Annotated in this window: 25 protein-coding genes and 1 pseudogene; 15 read left to right on the forward strand and 11 right to left on the reverse strand. The window is 68.1% G+C overall.

What is annotated here, in order from left to right:
* Window positions 1-23: 23 nt before the first annotated feature.
* Both pmrB and cueR read left to right on the forward strand, forming a co-directional pair.
* Window positions 24-1,457 carry a two-component system sensor histidine kinase PmrB gene (gene pmrB / locus HMPREF2716_RS06720; protein WP_003102237.1) on the forward strand — a complete coding sequence of 478 codons (1,434 nt, stop codon included), beginning with the start codon at window positions 24-26 and terminating at the stop codon, window positions 1,455-1,457.
* 63 nt (window positions 1,458-1,520) lie between these two features.
* Window positions 1,521-1,919, forward strand: a complete 399-nt coding sequence (gene cueR, locus HMPREF2716_RS06725) for a Cu(I)-responsive transcriptional regulator (RefSeq protein WP_003095248.1) — start codon at window positions 1,521-1,523, stop codon at window positions 1,917-1,919.
* On the opposite strand, the gene HMPREF2716_RS06730 is transcribed toward cueR, so the two are convergent.
* From HMPREF2716_RS06730 to yedA, 6 genes are all read right to left on the reverse strand, one after another.
* Window positions 1,888-2,454: a nucleotidyltransferase family protein gene (locus tag HMPREF2716_RS06730; protein WP_070621842.1), complete on the reverse strand. Its 567-nt coding sequence runs from the start codon at window positions 2,452-2,454 to the stop codon at window positions 1,888-1,890. The two genes, cueR and HMPREF2716_RS06730, sit on opposite strands and share 32 nt — an antisense overlap.
* Complete coding sequence (locus tag HMPREF2716_RS06735; RefSeq protein ID WP_003135252.1) at window positions 2,451-3,344, reverse strand: EamA family transporter; 894 nt, start codon at window positions 3,342-3,344, stop codon at window positions 2,451-2,453. Before HMPREF2716_RS06735 ends, HMPREF2716_RS06730 begins: the two co-directional genes overlap by 4 nt.
* 89 nt (window positions 3,345-3,433) lie before the next feature.
* Window positions 3,434-4,327 carry a PA4780 family RIO1-like protein kinase gene (locus HMPREF2716_RS06740; protein ID WP_003095255.1) on the reverse strand — a complete coding sequence of 298 codons (894 nt, stop codon included), beginning with the start codon at window positions 4,325-4,327 and terminating at the stop codon, window positions 3,434-3,436.
* 123 nt (window positions 4,328-4,450) lie between these two features.
* Entirely contained in the window at window positions 4,451-5,632 is a 1,182-nt protein-coding gene (locus HMPREF2716_RS06745) for a cyclic di-GMP phosphodiesterase (protein WP_009314272.1), read from the reverse strand.
* Between the two features lie 107 nt (window positions 5,633-5,739).
* Window positions 5,740-5,985: a hypothetical protein gene (locus tag HMPREF2716_RS06750; protein ID WP_003102243.1), complete on the reverse strand. Its 246-nt coding sequence runs from the start codon at window positions 5,983-5,985 to the stop codon at window positions 5,740-5,742.
* A gap of 33 nt (window positions 5,986-6,018) precedes the next feature.
* Window positions 6,019-6,909 carry a drug/metabolite exporter YedA gene (gene yedA / locus HMPREF2716_RS06755; RefSeq protein ID WP_003112921.1) on the reverse strand — a complete coding sequence of 297 codons (891 nt, stop codon included), beginning with the start codon at window positions 6,907-6,909 and terminating at the stop codon, window positions 6,019-6,021.
* 154 nt (window positions 6,910-7,063) lie between these two features.
* On the opposite strand from yedA, the gene HMPREF2716_RS06760 reads away from it, so the two are divergent.
* A complete protein-coding gene (locus tag HMPREF2716_RS06760) occupies window positions 7,064-7,531 on the forward strand; it encodes an Lrp/AsnC family transcriptional regulator (RefSeq protein WP_003095262.1) in 468 nt (155 codons plus the stop codon).
* Between the two features lie 323 nt (window positions 7,532-7,854).
* Here the strand turns inward: HMPREF2716_RS06760 and HMPREF2716_RS06765 are convergent, their stop codons facing one another.
* Entirely contained in the window at window positions 7,855-9,132 is a 1,278-nt protein-coding gene (locus HMPREF2716_RS06765; RefSeq protein ID WP_003102247.1) for an acetyl-CoA C-acetyltransferase, read from the reverse strand.
* A 254-nt stretch (window positions 9,133-9,386) separates the two neighbouring features.
* Here HMPREF2716_RS06765 and HMPREF2716_RS06770 point away from each other — a divergent pair.
* Window positions 9,387-10,743, forward strand: a pseudogene (locus HMPREF2716_RS06770) (3-oxoacyl-ACP reductase).
* A gap of 74 nt (window positions 10,744-10,817) precedes the next feature.
* Here the strand turns inward: HMPREF2716_RS06770 and HMPREF2716_RS06775 are convergent.
* Window positions 10,818-11,819 (reverse strand): AraC family transcriptional regulator, encoded by a 1,002-nt coding sequence (locus tag HMPREF2716_RS06775; protein ID WP_003095270.1) that lies wholly within the window; start codon window positions 11,817-11,819, stop codon window positions 10,818-10,820.
* Window positions 11,820-12,079: 260 nt separating this feature from the next.
* Here HMPREF2716_RS06775 and HMPREF2716_RS06780 point away from each other — a divergent pair, with 260 nt between their 5' ends.
* The 4 genes from HMPREF2716_RS06780 (at window position 12,080) to HMPREF2716_RS06795 (ending at window position 14,756) form a co-directional block, all read left to right on the forward strand.
* Window positions 12,080-12,937, forward strand: coding sequence for a MaoC family dehydratase (locus HMPREF2716_RS06780; RefSeq protein ID WP_023098142.1), 858 nt, complete (start codon window positions 12,080-12,082; stop codon window positions 12,935-12,937).
* 81 nt (window positions 12,938-13,018) lie between these two features.
* A complete protein-coding gene (locus HMPREF2716_RS06785; RefSeq protein WP_023116780.1) occupies window positions 13,019-13,324 on the forward strand; it encodes a nucleotide pyrophosphohydrolase in 306 nt (101 codons plus the stop codon).
* Window positions 13,321-14,070, forward strand: a complete 750-nt coding sequence (locus HMPREF2716_RS06790) for a methyltransferase (protein WP_003111303.1) — start codon at window positions 13,321-13,323, stop codon at window positions 14,068-14,070. The genes HMPREF2716_RS06785 and HMPREF2716_RS06790 overlap by 4 nt, the downstream gene beginning before the upstream one ends.
* A 65-nt stretch (window positions 14,071-14,135) precedes the next feature.
* Window positions 14,136-14,756 (forward strand): DUF4136 domain-containing protein, encoded by a 621-nt coding sequence (locus HMPREF2716_RS06795; RefSeq protein WP_003102259.1) that lies wholly within the window; start codon window positions 14,136-14,138, stop codon window positions 14,754-14,756.
* On the opposite strand, the gene HMPREF2716_RS06800 is transcribed toward HMPREF2716_RS06795, so the two are convergent.
* A complete protein-coding gene (locus tag HMPREF2716_RS06800; protein WP_003102260.1) occupies window positions 14,741-15,676 on the reverse strand; it encodes a glycerophosphodiester phosphodiesterase family protein in 936 nt (311 codons plus the stop codon). The two genes, HMPREF2716_RS06795 and HMPREF2716_RS06800, sit on opposite strands and share 16 nt — an antisense overlap.
* A 131-nt stretch (window positions 15,677-15,807) precedes the next feature.
* Between HMPREF2716_RS06800 and HMPREF2716_RS06805 the strand changes: the two genes are divergently transcribed.
* The 7 genes from HMPREF2716_RS06805 (at window position 15,808) to HMPREF2716_RS06835 (ending at window position 19,131) form a co-directional block, all read left to right on the forward strand.
* Window positions 15,808-16,371, forward strand: a complete 564-nt coding sequence (locus tag HMPREF2716_RS06805; RefSeq protein WP_003095282.1) for a DUF4136 domain-containing protein — start codon at window positions 15,808-15,810, stop codon at window positions 16,369-16,371.
* Window position 16,372: 1 nt separating this feature from the next.
* The gene (locus HMPREF2716_RS06810; protein WP_003135262.1) at window positions 16,373-16,855 is read left to right on the forward strand and encodes a GNAT family N-acetyltransferase; all 483 of its coding nucleotides are present in this window, start codon (window positions 16,373-16,375) and stop codon (window positions 16,853-16,855) included.
* Window positions 16,845-17,222, forward strand: a complete 378-nt coding sequence (locus tag HMPREF2716_RS06815) for a DsrE family protein (RefSeq protein ID WP_003095286.1) — start codon at window positions 16,845-16,847, stop codon at window positions 17,220-17,222. The genes HMPREF2716_RS06810 and HMPREF2716_RS06815 overlap by 11 nt, the downstream gene beginning before the upstream one ends.
* Window positions 17,219-17,686, forward strand: coding sequence for a glycine cleavage system protein H (locus tag HMPREF2716_RS06820; RefSeq protein WP_023518124.1), 468 nt, complete (start codon window positions 17,219-17,221; stop codon window positions 17,684-17,686). Before HMPREF2716_RS06815 ends, HMPREF2716_RS06820 begins: the two co-directional genes overlap by 4 nt.
* A 116-nt stretch (window positions 17,687-17,802) precedes the next feature.
* A complete protein-coding gene (locus HMPREF2716_RS06825) occupies window positions 17,803-18,429 on the forward strand; it encodes a GrpB family protein (protein ID WP_023518125.1) in 627 nt (208 codons plus the stop codon).
* Window positions 18,430-18,577: 148 nt separating this feature from the next.
* Window positions 18,578-18,856, forward strand: coding sequence for a hypothetical protein (locus HMPREF2716_RS06830; protein ID WP_023126661.1), 279 nt, complete (start codon window positions 18,578-18,580; stop codon window positions 18,854-18,856).
* Window positions 18,853-19,131: a type II toxin-antitoxin system RelE/ParE family toxin gene (locus tag HMPREF2716_RS06835; protein ID WP_033863020.1), complete on the forward strand. Its 279-nt coding sequence runs from the start codon at window positions 18,853-18,855 to the stop codon at window positions 19,129-19,131. The genes HMPREF2716_RS06830 and HMPREF2716_RS06835 overlap by 4 nt, the downstream gene beginning before the upstream one ends.
* Window positions 19,132-19,169: 38 nt before the next feature.
* Here the strand turns inward: HMPREF2716_RS06835 and HMPREF2716_RS06840 are convergent, their stop codons facing one another.
* Window positions 19,170-19,739, reverse strand: a complete 570-nt coding sequence (locus HMPREF2716_RS06840; protein ID WP_031639500.1) for a P-loop NTPase family protein — start codon at window positions 19,737-19,739, stop codon at window positions 19,170-19,172.
* Window positions 19,736-20,536, reverse strand: coding sequence for a class I SAM-dependent methyltransferase (locus HMPREF2716_RS06845; protein WP_023518127.1), 801 nt, complete (start codon window positions 20,534-20,536; stop codon window positions 19,736-19,738). The genes HMPREF2716_RS06840 and HMPREF2716_RS06845 overlap by 4 nt, the downstream gene beginning before the upstream one ends.
* Between the last annotated feature and the right edge of the window lie 241 nt (window positions 20,537-20,777).

Consider the following 20,777-nt stretch of genomic DNA (forward strand, 5'->3'; position numbering starts at 1 on the left):
AAACCGCCTACCGGAGTCCCCCGATGTCCCGTGCCGCCGTCCCCTCCGTCCGCCGGCGCCTGCTGGTCAACCTGCTGGTCGGCTTCGTGCTGTGCTGGCTGAGCGTGGCGGCGCTGACCTACCACCTCTCGCTGAAGCAAGTGAACCGCCTGTTCGACGACGACATGGTGGACTTCGGCGAAGCCGCCCTGCGCCTGCTCGACCTTGCCACCGAAGACCAGGCCGGCGAGGACGGCTCCATCACCGAGATCATCGAACGCAGCCGCGAAGCGATCCAGGGTCTGCCCCTGCTGCGCCGCGAAAGCGCCCTCGGCTACGCCCTGTGGCGCGACGGCCAGCCGCTGCTGTCGAGCCTCAACCTGCCGCCGGAGATCACGGCCCAGGGCCCCGGCTTCAGCACCGTGGAAGCCCAGGGCACCCACTGGCGGGTGCTCCAGCTGAACATCGACGGCTTCCAGATCTGGATCAGCGAAAACCTGATCTACCGCCAGCACACCATGAACCTGCTGCTGTTCTACTCGCTGTTCCCACTGCTGCTGGCGCTGCCGTTGCTCGGCGGCCTGGTCTGGTTCGGCGTTGCCCGCGGCCTGGCGCCGCTACGCGAAGTGCAGGCCGAGGTCCAGCAGCGCTCCGCGCGACACCTGCAGCCGATCGCGGTGGAAGCGGTGCCGCTGGAGATCCGCGGCCTCATCGACGAACTCAACCTCCTGCTGGAGCGTCTGCGCACCGCCCTCGAGGCCGAACGCCGACTGACCAGCGACGCCGCCCATGAAATCCGCACGCCACTGGCCAGCCTGCGCACCCATGCCCAGGTCGCGCTGCGTTCGGAAGACCCCAAGGCCCACGCCCGCGGCCTGCTGCAGGTCAGTCGCAGCGTCGAGCGGATCAGCACCTTGATGGAGCAGATCCTGCTTCTCGCCCGCCTCGACGGCGACGCCCTGCTGGAGCAATTCCACCCGGTCAACCTCGCCACCCTGGCCGAAGACGTACTCTCCGAACTGGCGCGCCAGGCCATCGACAAGGACATCGAGCTGTCGTTGCACCAGGAGACCGTGCACGTGATGGGCATCGACCTGTGGCTGAAGGCGATGGTCGGCAACCTGGTGGGCAACGCCCTGCGCTACACACCGGCTGGGGGCCAGGTCGAGATCCGCGTCGAGAATCGCGCCCAGCACGCTGTGCTGCGGGTGCGCGACAACGGCCCCGGGGTCGCCCTGGAAGAGCAGCAGGCGATCTTCACCCGCTTCTACCGCAGCCCCGCCACCAGCAGCGGCGAGGGCAGCGGCCTGGGCCTGCCGATCGTCAAGCGCATCGTCGAACTGCACTTCGGCAGTATCGGCCTGGGCAAGGGACTGGAGGGCAAAGGGCTGGAAGTACAGGTGTTCCTGCCGAAGACCCAGCCGGACGCGACGCGGCCGCCGGCCAGAGGTCCGGACAGCGGGCGGTCACATATCTGATAGCCTGCGCATTGGCCGGGAAAGGGATAGGCTAGCGGCTTCGCAACCTCCCAGGAGACCCGGATGAATATCGGTGAAGCGGCGAAGAAAAGCGGACTGACGCCGAAGATGATCCGTTACTACGAGTCCATCGAGCTGCTCCGCCCGGCCGGACGCAGCGCCAGCGGCTACCGCCACTACAACGAGAACGACCTGCATACCCTGGCGTTCATCCGCCGTTCGCGGGACCTCGGTTTCTCCCTCGACGAAGTCGGCAAGCTGCTCACCCTCTGGCAGGATCGCCAGCGCGCCAGTGCCGACGTCAAGGCCCTGGCGGCGCAGCACGTGCGCGAGCTGAACCGCAAGATCGAGGAACTCAGCACCCTGCGCGACACCCTGCAGGACCTGGTCGAGCACTGCCAGGGCGACCACCGCCCCGACTGCCCGATCCTCAAGGACCTGGCGTCTGGCTGCTGCCACTGATATCCAGCAGCGGCCAGCGCGCCGTCCAGTTCTTCTCCCGCAGGCGCCGCCGGTAGACCTCCGGCTTGCCGGCGAAATGCGCGGTGGGCCGCACCTTCAGCGCCAGCAGGTCGTCGACGCCCAGCGGTGCCAGTAGCTCCAGGCGTTCGCCGACGAGCCGCAGCGCCACCGCCGTGCACGTTTCCGCCCAGTGGCACAGCGCATCGGCGCAATCCCGGTAGGGCCGGTCGCCGTTGCGCAGGTGCATGCGCGCCTGGTTCTTCACCGACCAGGGCGCCTCGCAGCGACGGCGCAACGCGGCCTCGAAGTCGGCGTCGGCCTGCGGGTCGAGGGCCCGCGGGGCGAAATGAAGTACGTCGATGTCCGCCAGCGGCGTGGCTTCGCCGTAGCCATGCAGATGGTCCCATACCGCGTTGCGCACGAAGCCGTCGCCGATCCAGGCGCCCTCCGGGCCGACCTCGCGCAGCACGCGGAGCAGATGCAGGCGCGAGGAATCGGCGGCGATCAGCGCGAGGATGTCTTCCGCCGTTTTCATCCCACCCGCCGCACCGGCCAGGCGAAGCGTCGCAGCAGGCTGGCCGGCAACAGGGTGATGGCCAGCCCGACGAACACCAGCGCGCAGGCCAGCAGGCTGTCCAGGTCGAGGCGTTCGCCGAGCAGCAGCCAGCCGGCGAGCATGCCCGACACCGGCACCGCCAGGGCGAACGGGGTCACCAGGCTGGCCGGGTAGTGGCGCAGGAGGAAACTCCAGATGGCGAAGCCCACCGTGGTCGCGCCGAAGGCGATGTAGAGCAGTGCGCCGAAGCCGCCCCAGCTCATGTTCAGCACGGCGCGCTCGATGGCGTGCGGACCTTCGAATAGATAGGAAAGCGCCAGCAGCGGCAACGGCGGGACCAGGCTGACCCAGCAGATCAGGCGCAGCATGTCGGTGGCCCCGGAACGCTTGGTGGCGATGTTGGCGAAGGACCAGGCCAGCGCCGCAGCGACCACCAGCAGGAATGCCAGCAGGCTGTCTCCCAGCGGCCGCTCCAGGCCGATCAGGACCAGCCCCGCCGCCGCCAGCAGGAGGCCGAACAACCCGCGCGGCGACGGCCGCTCGCCCAGCCACAGGGCGGCGATGAGGATGGTGAAGAATACCTGGCTCTGCAGCACCAGCGACGACAGCCCGGCCGGCATGCCCTGGGCCATGCCGACGAACAGCAGGCCGAACTTGACCACTCCGAGGAGCACGCCGATCAGCAGGATGCGTCCGAACGGCGCCGGCATCGGCCCGCGCAGGACCAACAGCGGCAGCGCCGCCAGGGCGAAGCGCAGGGCGCAGAACAGCAGCGGCGGGAAGTCGCCGAGGCCGACCTTGATCACGACGAAGTTCAGACCCCAGATCAGGGTCACCAGCAGGGCGAGCAGGATATGTGCAACAGGCATGGCGGCCTCCGGAAAACTTCAGGCCACGCTAGCAGTTGCGTGCGCAAGGGTCGCGATACAGTTGGCGGGAAAAAACATCCGCCAGCCGCTCACTGCAACCAGGGCGGCGGCGGTTCCTCGCGCTCGCCACGCGGCGCGTCGTCGGCCTGGCGCAGCGCCTGGCGACGCGCCTCCTCGCGCTGCGCGGCCTCGATCTCGCGGAGCACCGCGCGCACGTCGGCGGCCTCTTCGGCTTCGACGAAGGTGCCGCTGAGCGGGGTTTCCGCTGTCAGCTCGCCGGCTTCGTAGAGCGCCCACATTTCCTTGGCATAGCGGGTCTGCCTGAGTTCCGGGGCGAAGCGGCCGAAGTAGGCGGCCATGTTGCCGACGTCGCGTTCGAGCATGCTGAACGCATGGTTGTTGCCGGCCGCGTCGACCGCCTGCGGCAAGTCGATGATCACCGGGCCATCCGGACCGAGCAGGACGTTGAACTCGGAGAGGTCGCCGTGCACCAGGCCGGCGCAGAGCATGGCGACGATCTGGCGGATCAGGAAAGCGTGGTGGCGCCGTGCCTCGTCGGGCTCCAGCGTCACGTCGTTGAGACGCGGCGCAGCATCGCCGTCGGCGTCCGCCACCAGTTCCATCAGCAACACGCCATCGAGGAAATCATAGGGCTTCGGCACCCGCACACCAGCCCCGGCGAGACGGAACAGGGCCGCCACTTCGGCATTCTGCCAGGCTTCCTCCTGTTCGCGGCGGCCATACTTCGAGCCCTTGGCCATGGCCCGCGCCTGGCGGCTGTTGCGGACCTTGCGGCCCTCCTGGTACTCGGCGGCCTGGCGGAAGCTGCGCTTGTTGGCCTCCTTGTAGACCTTGGCGCAACGCAGGCTGTCGCCGCAACGCACCACATAGACCGAGGCTTCCTTGCCGCTCATCAGCGGGCGCACGACCTCGTCGATCAGACCGTCTTCGATCAACGGTTCCAGGCGTCTGGGTGTCTTCATCGGTGCTACGCGGCTCCTCGGGGCCAATGTGGAAGGCAAAGGGTCTGACGTTATACGGCAAACGCCGTGCCGAGCACAGCCGGACGCGCCGGCTTTCCGCCGGACTGCGCACCGATCGGCGTACTAGGCTGGTGGCGCGGTGAGTTCGATGCTTTCCGCCACCGCCTGTTCCAGCCGCTGCATCTCCACGTCCAGCGCCTCGGCGCTGTCGGCGTAGCGCTGGGCAACCTCGGCGAAAGCGTCGGCCACGGCGACGAAGGCCTCCACCAGCCGTGGGTCGAATTCACTGCCGGCGCCGGCCTGGATCAGCAGCACCGCCTCGGCATGCGCCAGCGGCGGCCGGTAGGCGTGCCGGCTGGTCAGTTCATCGTAGCGGTCGGCCAGGGCGACGATCCGCGCCGCCAGGGGAATCCGCTCGCCCGCAAGGCCTTCCGGAAAGCCCCGGCCATCCCAGCGTTCGTGATGACTGTAGGCGATCTGCCGGGCGAAGCGGAGGAATCCGGAAGGCTGGCCGAGCCGCCGCTCGGCGCTGGCCAGGGCGTCGCGCCCGGCGCGGGTATGGCCCTGTAGCAGGGCGGTGTCGGCGGCGTCCAGTTGCCCGGGGTTGAGCAAGACCCGGTCGGGCACCGCGACCTTGCCGATGTCATGCAACAGCGCCGACTTGCTCAGCAGGTCGACAGCCTCCGGAGTCAGCTCGTCGGCGAACGCCCGCTGCGCCGCCAGGTGCTCGGCGAGCAGCCTGACATAGCGCTCGATACGCGGAAGATGGCGGCTGCGCGGGTTGTCGCGAAGATCGCCAAGGGTCGCCAGGGCTTCGATGACGGCGTCCTGCAACTGTTGCAGCTGGCGCGTGCGACGGCGCACTTCGAGTTCCAGGTATTCGCTCTTGTCGCGCAGGAAATCGGCATTGGCCTTCAATTGCAGATGGGTACGCACCCGCGCCAGGACGATCGGCGGGCTCACCGGCTTGCCCAGGTAATCCACCGCGCCCAGGGCCAGGCCCTGTTGCTCGTCGTCGCGATCGGCGCGGGCAGTGAGGAACATCAACGGGATGTCGCGGGTCAGCGGATCGGCCTTGAGCCGTCGGCAGACCTCGTAGCCGTCCATGCCCGGCATGTTCACATCGAGCAGGATCAGGTCCGGGCGCGGCTCTTCGACGGCTGCCCGCAGCCCGGCCGGGCCGCTGCCGGCGGTGCGCACGCGGTACTGCTCCTCGAGCAGCTCGCGCATCAGCAGCAGGTTGTCCGGGGTGTCGTCCACCACCAGCACGAGTTCCTGCTCGGGCCTGTCCAGCATGCTCTCCATCGCCCCTCCGGCCTTCGCTACGGGGCCGCCTGGCGGCGACCGTCATTCCGTATTGAAGACGCTGGAGACGACTTCTGCACGTCCGGTCAGGCGCCCGGGGCGACCGTTCAGGGCGTCAGGCGGAAACGCAGTGGCGAATCCTCGGCCTCGGCGCCGTTCTCGCTCTCGCCGAAGGCCCGGCGCTCGATGGGGTCCTGGCCGAAATACTCCTTGATCGGCGACTCGATGGCCTTGCCGCCGGGGCTCACGTGACTGGCGCAACCGCCAAGGAACACCAGGACCACACCGATGACCAGCGCTTTCATCTTCGTACCCCCGTCAGCCCGGCCCATCCGGGCGCTGCGCCGCAGCATGGCGCAGCCCGCCTTAGGGATCGCTTAAGGCATTCAGGCGGCGGCGCGGCTGGCGCGCCACTGGGGCAGGCCGATGAGCACCACGGCGCTGATGATCACCAGCATCGCCAGCCCCTCGATACCGCCGATCCGCTCGCCGGCGAACAGGGTGCCGAGCAACACCGCCACCGCCGGATTGACGTAGGCATAGCTGGTGGCCGCCGCCGGCCGTACGTTGCGCAGCAGGTACTGGTAGGCGCTGAAGGCGATGATCGAGCCGAACAGGATCAGGTACACCAGCGCCAGCCAGCCGCTGGTGCTCGGCCAATGCTCCAGGCGCTCGCCGCTGGCCAGGCTGCCGACCAGCAGCACCGCGCCGCCGACCAGCATTTCCGCGGCGCTGGCCATCGGTCCGGCCGGCAGCGACAGGCGCCGGCTCCACACCGAGCCGAAGGCCCAGGACGCGGCGGCGAACAGGATCAGGCCGGCGCCGGCAGGGCTGGCCTGGAGGTTCGAACCGAGGTTGAGCAGGACGATGCCGAACAGCCCGAGCACGATGCCGCCCCATTCCAGCGTGGTGTTGCGCTGGCCGAACAACTGGCTGAACAGCAGGGTGAACAGCGGCACCGTAGCCACCGCGAGGGCCGCCACCCCGGAAGACACGCCCCAGTGCTCGGCCACCGTCACCCCGCCGTTGCCGCAACTGAGCAGGAGGATTCCGACGACCCCCGCGCCGCGCCACTCGCGCCAGGTCGGCAACGGCGCGCCGCGCCAGCGCAACCAGGCGAACATCAGGCCGCCGGCGATGACGAAGCGCACCCCGGCCATCAGCATCGGAGGCCAGGACTCGACGCCGAAGCGGATCGCCAGGTAAGTGGAGCCCCAGATGAAGTACAGGGCGAAGAACGCACCGAAAAGCAACAGCGGAAGGCGACGGGCAGGCATGGAAAGCACTCGACAGGGCAGGCGGGAGAAAGACTTCATTTTATGAGGTCGCTACCCGCCGGTTAAGGCACAGCCGCTGGTTATCGGGACGTAACACTTTTCTTTCCATGGAAATCGGCCATGCTTTCCGTCGATTCGACAACCGGGACCCATCATGGACAAATACGACCGTGCGCTCCTCGCCGCCCTGATCGACAACGGCCGCCTGACCTTCGCCGAACTGGCCCGGCGCATCAACCTGTCGCCCCCGGCGGTGGCCGACCGGGTGGCCAAGCTGGAGGCCGAAGGGGTGATCACCGGCTACCACGCCTCGGTGAACCTGGCCAAGCTCGGCCTGCCCATCGAGTGCGTGATCGAACTGCGGATCACCGAGAAGGATTGCCAGTCGGTGCTCGACGAACTGGCCCGGATCCCCCAACTGACCCTCTGCCACCGGATCACCGGCGACGCCTGCGTGCTGATGAAGGCCGCCGTGGCTTCGATGCCGGAGCTGCAGGACCTGATCGACCGGCTGATGAAGTTCGGCATCAGCAAGACCTCGATGATCCTCTCCACCCCCTTCGCCGACCGCCAGCCGGCAAGCCTGCGGGGGCAGGACGGCAATGGCGGATGTGCGGCGTGAGCCCTACGCCGGGGTTATCCGGCAGGCGTCGGGATCCGTACTTCATCGCCGCCACGAACCCGAACGGTAGGGCGCATAACGCCAACGGCGTTATCCGCCGCAGCGGCACTCCCGGCCGATAGCGGAGCCGCCCTCACCCCAACTCTCTCCCTGAAGAGAGAGGGGATTCTCCGTACAAGCGTCGAATTCGCTGTCTCCAACGCCGCCGACGAACCCGAACCGTAGGGCGCCAGCAAAAAAAAAGGCGGTCCCGTTCGCACGGCACCGCCCAAGTCACGGAGTTGCTTACATCGTCGAGCGACAAGGCCGCTCGCCCTATTGGATTACCGCTCGATGATCGCGGTCACACCCTGCCCACCGGCGGCGCAGATGGAAATCAGCCCGCGTCCCTGCTCCGCCAGCGAGAGCAGCTTGGCCAGGTTGGCGACGATCCGTCCTCCCGTGGCGGCGAACGGGTGGCCGGCGGCCAGTGAGCTGCCCTTGACGTTGAGCTTGCTGCGGTCGATGGAGCCCAGCGGCTGGTCGAGGCCGAGGCGGGTCTTGCAGTACTCGGGGTCTTCCCAGGCCTTCAGGGTGCAGAGCACCTGGGCGGCGAAGGCCTCGTGGATCTCGTAGTAGTCGAAGTCCTGCAGACTCAGGCCGTTGCGTGCCAGCAGCCGCGGCACCGCGTAGACCGGCGCCATCAGCAGGCCCTCCTGGCGATCGACGAAGTTCACCGCCGCCGCCTCGCCGTCCTTGAAATAGGCCAGGATCGGCAGGCCGCGCGCCTTCGCCCACTCCTCGCTGGCCAGCAGTACCACCGAGGCGCCGTCGGTCAGCGGCGTCGAGTTGGCCGCCGTGAGGGTGCCGCGCGAACCGCGCTCGAACACCGGCTTGAGGGTGCCGATCTTCTCCAGGTCGATATCCGGGCGCAGGTTCTGGTCGCGGGTCAGGCCGCGGAACGGCGTCATCAGGTCGTTCTGCCAGCCCTCCTCATAGGCCGCGGCCAGCTTGTGGTGGCTCTCGAAGGCCAGCCTGTCCTGCTCGTCGCGGGGAATCTGCCAGGTCTGCGCCATCAGTTCGCAGGACTCCCCCATCGACAGCCCGGTGCGCGGCTCGCCGTTGCGCGGGATGGCCGGGACCACGTGGCGCGGGCGGATCTTCAGCAGGCTCTTGAGCTTGTCCAGGTTGCTCTTGCCGCGGTTGGCCTCGAGGAGAATCTTGCGCAGGCCCTCGTTGACCCCGATCGGCGCGTCGGAAGTGGTATCGACGCCGCCGGCGATGCCGCTGTCGATCTGCCCGAGGGCGATCTTGTTGGCCACCAGGATCGCCGCCTCCAGGCCGGTACCGCAGGCCTGCTGGATATCGTAGGCCGGGGTTTCCGGGGCCAGGCGCGAACCGAGCACGCATTCGCGGGTCAGGTTGAAGTCGCGCGAATGCTTCAGCACGGCGCCGGCCACCACCTCGCCAAGGCGCTCTCCGTGCAGGTTGTAGCGCTCCACCAGGCCTTCCAGGGCGGAAGTGAGCATCTCCTGGTTGCTCGCCGTGGCGTACACGGTGTTCGAGCGGGCGAAGGGAATACGGTTGCCGCCGACAATGGCGACCCGGCGCAGCTGGGTCATGGAAGAACTCCTTGCTGGAATCGTTTACGCCGAGCCGAGGCTCGACCCGTTAACTGAGCGGTCAGTGGCGCACAGGCTAACCTTAGCCGGTCGCGTCGCATTGGCCGCCCTGCCGTTATCCCGGTCAGCGCGGTCAATTGCGGCGAACAGGTGGCTGCGTAGAGTTGTCCACACTGTTACCCGCGTTCCCTCGGCATCGTTGGCCGGCGGAATCCACCTTCAGCCTTGGAGCCTTTCCACCGGGAGCCCGTTCCATGACCGATCGTTACATCGCCTTCGCCAACTCCCCCGTCGGCCGCCGCCTGGTTGGCGCCGTCGGCCTTCCCTCCCCGCTGCGCCTGGAGCGCTGGCAGGCCGGCCGGGTACGGCCGGTGGACGGCCCGCTGGTGATCGGCGGGAGCGGCGCGCTGGCCGAGGCCGTGCTGCCCTTCGCCGGCAAGCTGACCGACGCGGTGTTCGCCGCCGTCGAGGGACAGTTCGAGCTGCCGCGCTGGACCGCCGAGCACAGCCCGCGGGCCAAGGCGGTGCTGTTCGACGCCAGCGGCCTGACCCGCTTCGAGCAGTTGGTGGCGCTGCGCGACTTCTTCCAGCCGGTGCTCAAGGGCCTCGACAAGTGCCCGAAGGTGGTGGTCCTCGGACGCCCCCCCCGAGTCTCTCAAGGACCCGGTCGCCGCCAGCGTGCAACGCAGCCTGGAAGGTTTCACCCGCTCCCTGGGCAAGGAAATCCGTCGCGGCGGCAACGTGCAGTTGCTGTACGTCGGCAAGGGCGCCGAGGACCAACTGGAAGGCGCACTGCGCTTCTTCCTCTCGCCGAAGAGCGCCTACGTCTCCGGCCAGGTGATCCGTCTTGCCGCCAACAGCGCCCAGGTCCACGACTGGAGCAAGCCGCTGGCCGGCCAGCGCGCACTGGTCACCGGCGCCGCCCGCGGCATTGGCGCGGCCATCGCGGAAACCCTGGCGCGCGACGGCGCGGAAGTGGTGCTGCTCGACGTGCCGCCGGCCAGGGAGGCCCTCGAAGGCCTCGCCGCGCGCCTCGGCGGCCGTGCCGTGGCCCTCGACATCTGCGCCGCGGACGCCGGGCAGCAACTGGTGGACGTGCTGCCTGAGGGCGTCGATATCGTCGTGCACAACGCCGGGATCACCCGCGACAAGACCCTGGCGAAGATGAGCAGCGACTTCTGGAACTCGGTGATCAACGTCAACCTCAATGCCCCGCAGGTGCTGACCCAGGCCCTGCTCGACGGCGGCAAGCTGCATGACAACGGCCGGGTGGTGTTGCTGGCGTCGATCAGCGGCATCGCCGGCAACCTCGGGCAGAGCAACTACGCGGTGAGCAAGGCCGGCCTGATCGGCCTGGCCCAGGCCTGGGCGCCGGCGCTGGGCAAGCGCGGCATCACCATCAACGCGGTGGCGCCGGGCTTCATCGAGACGCAGATGACCGCCGCCATTCCGCTGACCATCCGCGAGGCCGGCCGGCGGATGAACTCCATGAGCCAGGGCGGCCTGCCGCAGGACGTCGCCGAAACGGTGGCCTGGTTCGCCCAGCCGTCGTCCGGCGCGGTCAGCGGCCAGGTGCTGAGGGTGTGCGGGCAGAGCCTGCTGGGGGCCTGAGGCGGCCCCTAACTCCCCGGCGACGGGCAGGCGCCCTGCACCAGGAAAACACCGGTAGCCCCTTCGGACAGGCCCTACCCGCGCCCCTGCTGCCCGCGCCGGCGGAACTCCACCGGCGTCTCGCCGACCCAGCGCTTGAACGCGCGATAGAAGGTGCTCGGCTCGGAAAACCCGGTGCGTTCGACGATCACTTCGATGCGCTCGTCGGTCTTCAGCAGCAGTTCCTTGGCCAGTCGGCAGCGGTAGTCGGTGACCAGGTCGTTGAAGCGCACCCCGGCCATCGCCAGGCGTTCGCGCAGACGTCGGGCCGGCATGCCGAGGCGCGCGGCGACCTGCTCCAGGGTGGCGCCTCCGTCCACCAGCAACTCGCCGATCAGTTCGCGGACCTGGCGCACCAGGTCCAGGCGCTCCACTTCGGCCAGTTGCCGGCGCGCCAGCGACTCGTGCATGCGCAGCAGTTCCGGGGCGGCGTGGCGCGAGGGTTTGTCCAGCACCGCGGCATCGAATACCAGCGCGTAGCGCGGCATGCCGAGGATCGTCGGGCAGCCGTAGACCGCACGGTAGCGCTCCATCGGCGCGCCGGTTTCGTTCATCAGTTGCACTTCCAGCGGCTTGAACTCGCCCTCGGTGAGCGCGCCGAACAGGCGGATCACCGCGCCGGCGAGCATTTCCGGGAAGTGACGGTTGATCGCCGGCGATTCGCCCAGCGACAGCACCGCGCGCTCGCCCTCCACCTCCAGTTGCGCCTGCAGGGTGTCGGACAGCAGGCGTACGTAGCGCAGGGAATGGCGCAGGCCGGCGCCGAAGGTATCGCTGGAGAGGAACAGGTATTCCAGGAGCAGGCCGTGGAACGCCGGCAGGTGCTCGGCCAGGTGCAGGCCGACATGCTCTTCGCCGCACTCGTCGGCGGCGGCCTTCCAGAACAGGTTCTGTGCGGAATGGGGGAAACGGCCGGCCGGCAGGCCACCCGGCGGCAGCCCGACACGGACCAGGACCCGGTCCGGATCGCAGCCGCTGGCGCGCAGGGCGTCGATCACCGGGCGCATCAGCGCTACATCGTCGGTCAGATCACGCATGGTGTTTTTTCTAGTTATCCATGGGGCGGGCCCATCTTAGGCAGCTTTGCCATCCCCTCTCAAGGAGAGGCCATAGAAATAACCCATCCCGCATGACGGAAAAACCCTCAGATCGACTAGCCGCCGGCGTGGTCGAAAATCTCGATGCAGACGCATTCCGGAGCCAATTGACCGCCCTGCCAGCGGCGTCGGCCAGGCGGCCAATGCCTGCTGCGGGTGCTCGACTAAGCTGACAGCCACCTATTTCGAGGAGATGTCCAATGCCCACCGCCTGGCTCGACCTGCCCGCCCCACCCGCCCTGCCCGGCCTGTTCCTGCGCGCCGCACTGCGCCGCGGCATCCGCGGCAAGGCCCTGCCCGAGCGCGGCCTGCGCAGCCAGGTCACGGTGGACCCGAAGCACCTCGAGCGCTACCGCCAGGTCTGCGGCTTCCGCGACGACGGCCTGCTGCCGCCGACCTACCCGCACATCCTCGCCTTCCCGCTGCAGATGGCGCTGCTCACCGACAAGCGCTTCCCCTTCCCGCTGCTCGGTCTGGTCCACCTGGAGAACCGCATCGACGTGCTGCGCGCGCTCGGCGGCCTCGGCCCGTTCACCGTGAGCGTCGCGGTGGAAAACCTGCAACCGCACGACAAGGGCGCCACCTTCAGCATCGTCACCCGCCTGGAAGACCAGCTTGGCCTGCTCTGGGTCGGCGACAGCAAGGTGCTCTGCCGCGGCGTCAAGGTGCCCGGCGAAATTCCGCCGAAAGCCGAGCAGGAGCCGCTGCCGCTGGAGCCGATCGACAACTGGAAGGCGCCCGCCGACATCGGCCGGCGCTATGCCCGTGCCGCCGGCGACTACAACCCGATCCACCTGTCGGCGCCCAGCGCCAAGCTGTTCGGCTTTCCCCGCGCCATCGCCCACGGCCTGTGGAACAAGGCTCGCAGCCTGGCCGCCCTCGGCGAGCGGCTGCCGGCCTCGGGCTATCGGGTCGAGGTGCGCTTCCAGAAGCCGGTGCTGCTGCCGGCCAGCCTCACCCTGCTGGCCAGCGCGGCGGCGGCGGACGGCCAGTTCAGCCTGCGCGGCAAGGACGACCTGCCGCACATGGCCGGGCATTGGAGCCGGCTACAGGGCTGACGCCGGTCCGCCATACCTTGAAGCTTCGGGCGCAAAGCCCGAAGCTATGCGGCTGCTTACCGCCACCGCGAAGAATCCCCCATGGACCTGCACGAACTCACCGCGCGCCTGCACGCCATCCGCGACCGCAACGACTGGCGCCAATTCCACAGCCCGAAGAACCTGGCCATGGCCGCCAGCGTCGAGATGGCCGAACTGGTGGAGATCTTCCAGTGGCTGACGGAAGACCAGTCGCGCACGCTGTCGGCCGAGCAGCTCGAACACGCTGGCCAGGAAGTTGGCGACATCGTCCTTTATCTGCTGCTGTTCTGCGGGGAAACCGGCCTCGACCTGGAACAGGTGGTGCTCGCCAAGCTGGCCGACTGCGAACGGCGCTTCCTGCCATGAGCGACCGCCATTTCGACGAACTGGCGACGCGCTTCGCCGAAAAGATCTATGGCGGCGCCAAGGGTGCGATCCGCCTCGCGGTACTCCAGGCCGACCTCGCCGAGGCCCTCCCGGAGCGACCTCTGCGGGTCCTCGACATCGGCGCCGGGCTCGGCCACATGTCGCTCTGGCTGGCCGCTCGCGGCCACCGCGTAACCCTCGCCGAGCCAGCGCAACCCATGCTCGACGGCGCCCGCCAGCGCTTCGCCGAAGCCGGGCAGGCCGCCGAATTCATCCAGGCGCCCTGGCAGGAACTGCTCGGCCAGCTCACCGAGCCCTACGACCTGGTGCTCTGCCACGCCGTGCTCGAGTGGCTGGCCGAACCCCATGCGATCCTGCCGGTGCTGCACCAACTCTGCGCACCCGGCGGCTGGCTGTCGCTGGCCTTCTACAACCGCGACGCGCTGATCTACCGCAACCTGCTCAAGGGCCACTTCCGCAAGCTGCGCAAGGAACGCTTCGCTGGCGAGGGGCAGAGCCTGACCCCGCAGCGCCCGCTCGACCCGCGCGAGCTGGAACAGGCGCTGGCAGCGCGTTGGCGCATCGAGGCGCGCAGCGGCGTGCGGGTGTTCCACGACTACATGCCGAGCGAGTTCCAGGCCAAGGCCGAACGGCTCGACCTGGTGGAAATGGAACTGGCCTACCGCCGCCACCCGGCCTTTGCCGGGCTTGGCCGCTACCTGCACTGGCTGTGCCGCCCGCAATGAAAGGCGCAGAATGCAGTCTGAGCCTGCAAGGGCCGCCGACGTAGCGCGGCCACGGAGCGTCGAGCATGCAATCGCGACTGTTGATCCTGCCGTTACTCGCCAGCCTGGCCGCCCTCGGTGCCTGCCAGGGCGACAATCCCTACCGCGCCAGCTCTCTGCCCTACCCGCCGCAGCCGGCCACCGCGGCCAATCCCGGCCTCGATCCCGGCGCCTATCCGGCGGCGCCGCGCGACTACGCCCGCTACCGTAGCTGGAGCTGGGCCGCCGCCGGGGTCAGCGGCTTTCCCCAGGGCCTGGACGACAACCAGTTGCGCGACGCCGTCAGCCAGCAGCTCGACCAGCGCGGCCTGCGCCCGGCGCGGCCGGGCAGCGCGGCCGACCTGCAGGTCAGCGCGTTCCTGCGCAACGAACTGCGCACCCGCCAGGTCACCGACTACTACGGCGGCTACTACGGCAACTACGGCGGCTGGCGCGATCCCTGGTACGGCTATGGCGCCAGCTACCCGGTGACCCGCAGCTACACCGTGCAGGTCACCGTGGTCCGCGTCGAGCTGAACGACGCCCGCAGCGGCCAGCCGGTGTGGGGCAACAGCGCCGAGTTCGACTCCGGCGACTCCGCCAGCGAACAGGCCAAGGCCCTGCGCGAAGCGGTGAAACGGGCGCTGTCGAGCTACCCGCCGGGCTGATCGGCGAGCACCCGGCGGCGGATCGCCTCCATCTTCCTGGGCGAGTTGCTCATCACCGCATCGGCGCCCAGGGCGCGCGCGGTGCGGTAGTCCTCGGCGGTCTCGATGCCGAACATCACCACCTTCACCGGCTCGCGGCGCACGCAGTCCATCGCTTTGCGCGTCCACAACTGCGCCGCCGGCACCTTGTAGGAAGACTCGCCAAGGGTGAAGCGCTCGGTCACCGTCAGTTCGCGGCGCAGCTCGATGCCCATCCAGGTGCCGCCGGCCGGCGGTGCCTCGCAGCGCTCGCCGAAGGCCAGGCCGACCAGGCGGTTGCGCGTCGCATCGCGGCTTTCGAACTGTCGCGCGCGGTCCGCGTAGCGCTGCGTCAGGTAGTCGTTGGCGGCCTTCTCGGTGGAATAGAAACGCACCCGCGACCAGGCCTTCTGCCGTTCCAGCTCGCCGGCCACGGCATCGACCAGCGGCTCCACCGGCAGCGACTTCATGTCGAGGAACACCGGCACCTGCGGCGGGATCGCCCGTAGCGCCTGGCGCAACGTAGGAATCCGCAGCGGCTTCTGGCGGTAGGGATAGCTGCCGTCCTCGGCCTTGAACATATAGCCGGCGTTCAAGCGCGCCAGCTCGGCCAGGCTCGACTGGCCGACCGCGCCGGCGCCCTGGGTCAGGACCGCCAGGTCAGCGGGGCGATAGAGCACCGGATGGCCATCGGCGCTCAACTGCACCGACAGCCATAGCGCGTCGGCGCCGTTGTCCAGCGCCTTGCGGATCGCCAGCAGGGTATTCTCCGGGTAGTCCGCGGTGCCGGCGCGATGGGCCACCAGCAGCGGGCCCGGGCCATCCGCCGGTACCACCGAGCGTGCCTCGACGCAGCCGGTCAGCGACAGGCCCAGCAGCAGGATCGCAATACTTCGATTCATTTCATTCTCCCGTCGCGCCCTATAGGGCGGGTGCTCGCCAACGTTACTTGTGGAGACGCTTCAAACCCGCGTTTCCTCTTGCCTTTCATCCGGCACTGAGCTTGGATGTCAACTCTGACTGGAGAAAAACCATGATCCGCCGAATCCTGCTGCTCGGCCTGCTCCTCAGCCTCGCAGCCTGCGAAACCACCCAGCTCGACCGCGACTTCGACAGCTCCCGCGACTTCGCCGCCTACCGTAGCTGGAGCTGGTCGCAACCCGCCTTCGAATACCGCCCCGACGACCCACGCATCAAGAGCGACCTCACCGAGCAACGCATCCGCGAAGCCGTCGCCCAGCAGCTCGACCAGCGCGGCCTGCGTCCGGCCCAGGGCAACGCCAGGGGCGACGTCACAGTGCGCGCCTACCTGATCGTCGACGATCGCCAGGACCAGATCACCACCAACTACGGCGGCGGTTACTGGGGCGGCTACTGGGGAGGATACTGGGGCGGCCCGGCGATGGCCGAGACGCGCACCGTGAATTACAAGGTTGCCACCCTCCAGGTCGACCTGTTCGACGGCAAGGACGGCAAGCTGGTCTGGCGCGGCAGCGGCGAGCAGATCATGCGCACCAGCCCGCCGAGCCCGGCCGAGCGCGAGCAGGCGATCCGCGAGACGGTGCAGAAAGTCATGTCGCAATACCCGCCGCGCTGACATGCAGCTCAGCCACCGCCCGGCGGAGACCGGCGACCTGGAGACAGTCGCCGGCTTCCCCCAGGACCGCGACGAACTCTTCTATTGCTACCCCAAGGCGATCTGGCCGTTCAGCGTCGCCCAACTGGCCGCCGCCATCGCCGAACGTCGCGGCAGCACCGTGGCCGTGCACGACGGACAGGTGGTCGGCTTCGCCAACTTCTACCAGTGGCAGCACGGCGACTTCTGCGCCCTCGGCAACATGATGGTGGCGCCCGCCGCGCGCGGCCTGGGCGTGGCCCGCTACCTGATCGGGGTCATGGAAAACCTCGCCCGCGAACAGTACAAAGCGCGCCTGATGAAGATTTCCTGCTTCAACGCCAACGCCGCCGGGCTGCTGCTCTATACCCAGCTCGGCTACCAGCCGCGCGCCATCGCCGAACGCCACGATCCGGACGGCCGGCGCGTGGCGCTGATCCAGATGGACAAGCCCCTTGAACCCTGACACCCACGCCCAGCGCGTCCTTATCATCGTCTCCAGCGGCCCGAGCACCCCGGCCCGCTGCGCCGCGCCCTTCCACACCGCGACCCTGCTGGCCTGCATGGACGCCGAGGTGACCCTGTTCCTCAGCGGCGAAGGCGTGCAGTTGGCGCGCCGCGCCGTTGCCGACCAGTTGCGCGCGCTGGACGGCGGCGAGCCGCTGCGCCACTTCATCCGCCAGGCCCGCGAGGCCGGCGCGCGCCTGCTGATGTGCCGCCAACCCGGGGTGAACATCGACGAAAGCGAACTGATCGAGGAACTCGACGAAATCTCCAGCGGCGGCGAACTGGCACGGCTGATCCTCGAATCCGAGCGGGTGCTGACCCTATGAGCGCGAACCTGCACGGCCTGGAGTTCCCCGACGGGCTGTTCTACGCCCCGGACTACAACCTGTGGCTGCGCGAGGAAGTCGGAGGCAGCCTGACCCTGGGCCTGAGCGCCTACGGCTGCGCGCTGTATGGCGAAATCTTCGCCTTCACCCCCAAGCGCGACGGCTGGCACATCGAACGCGACCGCAGCTTCGGCGTGGTCGAGTTCGCCAAGGCCGCCTCCTCGGCCCGCAGCCCGTTGGCCGGGACCCTGCTGGCGAGCAACGCGGCGGTGGTCAAGCGCCCGGCGCTGATCAACCGGGATTGCTACGGCGAGGGCTGGATGGTGCGGCTGCAACCGGACGACTGGGCCTCGGCGCGGAGCGCGTTTCTCCAGGGAGACGCGGCGCGGGAGGCATTCGCCGAGCGCATGCGCCTGGATGGGTTCGATCCGCAGCATCCGGGGGTGCAGGCGCTGGACTTCTGAGACTCCCGGGTTTTACCCGCACCCCGCTCGCGGAAGGCGGATAACGCCGCTGGCGTTATTCGCCCTACCCCAGCTCCCCATCGCCGCCAATCTCCCGAATATCCCCGGAGCCCGCCATGCCCCCACCCCAACCGCCCCGCTTCGACGGCCAACGCTGGAGCAACGCCGACGACGACCGCATCGAGGTGCTGCCCGCCGCCCCCGCCTGGCCACAACGCTTCGCCGCCGAAGCCGAGGCCATCCGCACGGCGCTGGCGCTGCCCGGCCTGGGCATCGAGCATGTCGGCAGCACCGCGGTGCCCGGGCTCGACGCCAAGCCGATCATCGACATCCTCCTGCTGCCGCCGCCCGGCCACGATCCGCAGCGGCTGGTAGCCCCGCTGGAGGGCCTCGGCTACCAGTTCTGGCGCGAGAACCCGAACACCCAGCGGATGTTCTTCGTCAAAGGCATGCCGCCCTTCGGCCATGGCCGCACCCACCATGTCCATGTCATGCCCCTGGCCCAGGCCGACCGCTACCTGCTGTTCCGCGACTGGCTGCGCAACCACCCCGACGACGCCCGCCTCTACGCCGAAACCAAGCACGCCCTGGCCCGCCGCTACCCCACCGACCGCGAGGCCTATACCCGTGGCAAGGACGAGGTCGTCGCAAGGATTCTCGGCCGGGCGCTGAATGTGGCGGCAGACGACACCGTCACTCACGACAGTCGCGAAGGAGGCACGGTTCAAGGTGCAAAGGACTGATCTCTCCTTCATGAATCTTTCCGACAACACACCCGTCAATTTCCCCGCAACTCTCGCCTAGGGAAAACTTCCCTCGGTACGATCCATGACCTACAGTCATGGATACATAGAAGGTATATACCTCTTCATTACCGAGAGAACTCACGCCATGACTAAAGAAGCGGTATTCACCATGAAACTCGAGCCCGAGCTTCATGCCGAATTCATGGCTGCCGCCCAGGCTGCTCAGCGTCCCGCCTCGCAAGTGGTACGTGAACTGATGAGACAGTTCATCCGCCAACAACGCCAGGCCCAGGACTACGACGACTACCTCCAGCGCAAGGTCGAAGCTGCCAGGGTTTCCATGACACGGAGAGAAGGACGCTCAAATGACGACGTCGAAGCCACCTTCGCCGCCCGTCGTACCCAGCTACCTGACAACGAATGAAAGTCTACTGGACGTCGGAGGCCGAACAGGACCGCAGTGATATCTGGGAATTCATAGCCGCCGACGATCTCGCTGCCGCTGTACGTCTGGATGAGCGTTTTAGCGCCACCACACACCAATTGGCGAACTTCCCTGAATTAGGAAAGCCAGGAAACGTATCCGGCACACGTGAGTTCATTCCCCATGGCAGCTACCGACTGGTCTATCAGATTGACGAGGACGCAATCTGGATCCTCGCCCTGGTGCATACGTCCATGATGTGCCCACCGTTATAAGCACGAAAGGCAGCAACGAAGAACATCCCTACTTTGCTCTACCGCCCCTCTGTCTCTGCAAACACCTCGATCACCTCCCCCACGCTCCCCGGCTCGCCAACCTCCACCCAGCGCAAATGCGCGAACCGCGGATCCTCGCGCAGGCCGGTGTATTTACGGCGGTTGCCTGCGAAGGTGGTCCATGACCAGAGCAGGATCGAATCCCTGGAGCAGAACGCCATCCGCAGCGATTCACGATTGCCGTGGGACAGGCGGGTGCGCAGCAGGCCCCGGGCCAGGGTGCGGCGAAGGACCCGGGAGAACACCGTCCAGCGCCCGAAATTCAGCCATACCACATGGGTGGCGCGGCCCCAGAGCAACTCGCGGACGGCGCTGTAGTTGCCGTCGGCGACCCAGCGCGGCCCCGTCGTCGCCCGCTCCACGGCGTGCTCGAAGCGTTCGTGGGGCACGGCTTGCCAGCCGGGGCCCCAGTAGAGTCGGTCGAGTTCGACATGCGTACAACCCAGCCTGGCGGCCAGCGCGGCGGAGAAGGTCGACTTCCCGGCCCCGCTGGTGCCGACCACCACCACACGCAGCGGCGCGCCTCGCCCGGCCTCGACGCGAGTCATGCCTTGACCGCGACCAGCGTGTAGCACATCGGGATCGCCAACGGTCCGTCCTCGTAGAGGTCGTAGAGTTCCTCGCGGTTCGAGTGCGGGTACTCCTTGAAGTGACTCAGGCGCAGGCCGGCGCCGAGCAGCCCGCCGAGGATGTCGCCGAGCGGGTGGACGTACCAGTAGCTGGCGATGCCGGTATCGCTGCCGCTGCCTTCGTAGACGATGGCCTCCCGGGATACGTGGGGCGTGTCGGTGAAGTAGTCGTTGCGCAGTTCGAACGGTCGCTCCGACTCGGGTTCGAGCATCTCCAGGAACGGGTGGGTCTCATAGATCGCCAATTGCCCGCCCGGCTTCAGCAGGCCGCTCACCGAGGCGAAGAAGCGCGCGATGTCGGGCATCCAGTTGAGCACACCGATGGTGATCAGCAGCAGGTCGAACTGACCGTTCAGCTCGGCCGGCAGCTCGTAGGCATTGGCTTCGACGAAACGCGGCTGGTGCGGCGAGCGCTCGGCCAGGTGTCGCGCCTGGGCGAGGAAGGCGGCGGACTGGTCGATCCCCACCGCCCGCGCAACGCCGAAGGCGTACAGCGAAAGCACTTCCCGGCCGTTGTTGCAGCCGACCTGGATCGCCGCCTTGCCGGCCAGGTCCAGATTGCTCAGCACGCCAGCCAGGGTCTCGTCCAAGCAACTAAAGCCGGTTTCCTGTACCGCCAGCGACAATTCCTGCCAGCCGCTGCCACGCAGGTGACTGTCGGCGGACGCGTCCCAGGCGCGTCGGTTGCTTTCCACCGCGTGTTCAAGATCCGTCATGCGAAAACCTCAGAAGTGTTCCCAGGAAGGCCAGCCGAGTCGCGAACCCGCAGCCCACTCAATCACGGAATTGCAGCCCGATATGGGCTCGGCAGTCGCGTCGTTCCAGGCTGCCTTCCTGGAAAACGCCACAGGCGCGGTCCTTCAGAGGCAGCGTCTGTGCCACCACGGTCACCCGCACCTCGTTCGCCGGTTGGCACTGCTCGGCGGGTCGCGGCGCCTGACACCGGCCGTTCAGGTT

The sequence above is a fragment of the Pseudomonas sp. HMSC076A11 genome, assembly GCF_001810205.1.
Taxonomy (GTDB): domain Bacteria; phylum Pseudomonadota; class Gammaproteobacteria; order Pseudomonadales; family Pseudomonadaceae; genus Pseudomonas; species Pseudomonas aeruginosa.